Genomic DNA, 2,756 nt, shown 5'->3' with positions numbered 1-2,756 from the left:
TGCGAGGTCGGAGTGTGCGGTCAGATGGGCGTAGAGCCGTTCGGCCTGGGCCCGCAGGGCGTCGGTGCCCTTGGCGGAGAGCGCGTACGGCAGCACATGGGAGCCGCCCCGCTCGGGCGCCTCCTCCACCGGTTCGGCCGTGCCGACCGGGGCCTGCTCGATGATGGTGTGGGCGTTGGTGCCGCTGATGCCGAACGAGGACACGGCGGCGCGGCGCGCGCGGCCGGTCTCGGGCCATTCCCGCGCCCGCGTCAGCAGTGCGATGTCCCCGGCCGTCCAGTCGACGTGCGGCGACGGCTCGTCCACGTGCAGTGTCTGCGGCAGCACACCGTGCCGCATCGCCATCACCATCTTGATGATTCCGGCGACACCGGCCGCCGCCTGGGAGTGGCCGATGTTGGACTTGATGGAGCCCAGCCACAACGGCCGGTCCTCATCCCGCCCCTGGCCGTAGGTGGCGAGCAGCGCCTGCGCCTCGATCGGGTCGCCCAGCGTCGTACCGGTGCCGTGCGCCTCGACGACGTCCACATCGCCGCTGGTCAGTCCGGCGCTGGTCAGCGCCTTGCGGATGACGCGCTGCTGGGACGGGCCGTTCGGCGCCGTCAGGCCATTGCTCGCACCGTCCTGGTTGACGGCCGAGCCGCGCACGACGGCCAGCACCTGGTGGCCGTGGCGCCGCGCGTCCGAGAGCCGCTCCACGAGCAGCATGCCGACGCCCTCGCCCCAGCCGGTGCCATCAGCACCCGCCGCGAACGCCTTGCAGCGGCCGTCGGCGGCCAGGCCGCCCTGGCGACCGAACTCGGTGAAGTGGCCGGGCGTCGTCATCACGGTGACACCGCCCGCGAGCGCCATCGTGCACTCGCCCTGGCGCAGCGCCTGGATCGCCCAGTGCAGCGCCACCAGCGACGAGGAACAGGCCGTGTCGACCGTGACCGCCGGGCCCTCGAGACCGAGGGCGTAGGCGATACGGCCGGACATGACGCTGCCCGCGTTGCCCGTCATCACATGGCCCGCGACCTCCGCGCCGGCCTGTTCCAGGCCCGCGTCGTAGCCGCTGTAGGCCGCGCCCACGAACACGCCGACCGAGCGGCCGCGGAGCGAGTCCGGGTCGATCCCGGCACGCTCGAACACCTCCCAGGAGGTCTCCAGCAGCAGCCGCTGCTGCGGGTCCATCGCGAGGGCCTCGCGCGGCGAAATGCCGAAGAACGAGGCGTCGAAGAGGTCCGCGTCGTGCAGGAAGCCACCGGCGCGGGCGTAGTCGGACGGGGCCGCGTCGGCCTCGTCGCCGTCCGCCGCCCACTGGCTCTCCCAGTTGCGGTTGACGGGGAAGCCGGTGATGGCGTCCGAGCCGGTGGCCACGAGCTGCCACAGGTCCTCGGGCGAGCGGACGTCGCCGGGGTAGCGGCAGCCCATCGCGACGATGGCGATCGGGTCGTCGGCGAGGGAGGCGGCGGTGGCGGGGAGCGCCGGGTCCGCCTGCTCGGCCCCGGCCTCGGTCCCGGCCCCGTCGACGTCCGGGCCGAGTAGTTCGGCGCGCAGATGGTCGGCGAGAACGGTGGGGTTCGGGTGGTCGAAGACGATCGTGGAGGGCAGTTTGAGCCCGGTGGCGGCGGAGAGCCGGTTGCGCAGTTCGACGGCGGTGAGCGAGTCGAAGCCCAGCTCCTTGAAGGCGCGGCGGGCCTCGATGGCGTCGGCGGAGGCGTGGCCGAGGGCCGTGGCCACATGGCCGCGGACGAGGTCCAGCAGCGTCCGGCGGCGCTCGTTCGGGGAGAGCGCGCGCAGCCGCTGGGCCAGGGACGAACCGGCGGCGAGCGCGCCCGCGGCGGTGCGCCGGCCGGTCGTGCGGATCAGCCCGCGCAGCAGTGCCGGGACCGGGCCGGATCCGGCGGCGGAGCGCAGCGCCGCGAGGTCGAGCCGGGCCGGGATCAGCAGGGTCCGGCCGGTGCGGCGGGCGGCGTCGAAGAGCGCCATGCCCTCGTCGTCGGTGAGGGCGCCCATCCCGCTGCGGGCCAGCCGCAGCAGATCGGTCTCGGTCAGCTCGCCGGTGATACCGCCGGACCGGGCCCACAGGCCCCACACCAGCGAGGTGGCGGGCAGACCGGTCGCGTGACGGTGGGCGGCGAGCGCGTCGAGGAAGACGTTTGCCGCGGCGTAGTTGGCCTGGCCCGCGCCGCCCAGCGTGCCCGCGATGGCGGAGAACAGCACGAACGCGGACAGGTCGAGGTCGCGGGTCAGCTCGTGCAGATTCCAGGCCGCGTCCACCTTCGGACGCAGCACCCGCTCCAACTGCTCGGGCGTCAGGGCGGCGGCCGTGCCGTCGTCCAGGACACCGGCGGTGTGCACGACGGCCGTCAGCGGATGCCCGGCCGGGATGGCGGCGAGGGTCGCGGCGAGCGCGTCGCGGTCCGCGGCGTCGCAGGCGGCGAGGGTGACCTCGGCGCCGCGCTGGCGGAGTTCGGCGGCCAGCTCGGTGGCGCCGTCGGCGTCCGCGCCACGGCGGCTGGTCAGCAGGAGGTGGCGTACGCCGTGTTCGGCGACCAGGTGGCGGGCGAGCAGTCGGCCGAGGGCGCCGGTGCCTCCGGTGATGAGCACGGTGCCGTCGGCGTCGAACGCGGGGGCGGCGTCGGGGTCGTTGTCCGGGGCCGGGGCCGGGGTCGAGCCCGAGGTCGTGGTCGAGCCCGGGGCCGGGACCGAGCGCGAGCCCAGGGCCGAACCCGAGCCCGGGGCCGAGCCGGAGCCCAGGGCCGAACCCGGGG

At 75.1% G+C, this 2,756-nt stretch carries 1 protein-coding gene; it reads right to left on the bottom strand.

From position 1 onward, the window contains the following. On the bottom strand, positions 1 to 2,756 hold a 2,756-nt coding region (locus KN815_RS48045; protein ID WP_253209716.1), incomplete at both ends, for a type I polyketide synthase.

The organism is Streptomyces niphimycinicus (genome assembly GCF_018883605.1).
Lineage (GTDB): Bacteria > Actinomycetota > Actinomycetes > Streptomycetales > Streptomycetaceae > Streptomyces > Streptomyces niphimycinicus.
This window is presented reverse-complemented; position numbering and strand designations above follow the sequence as displayed.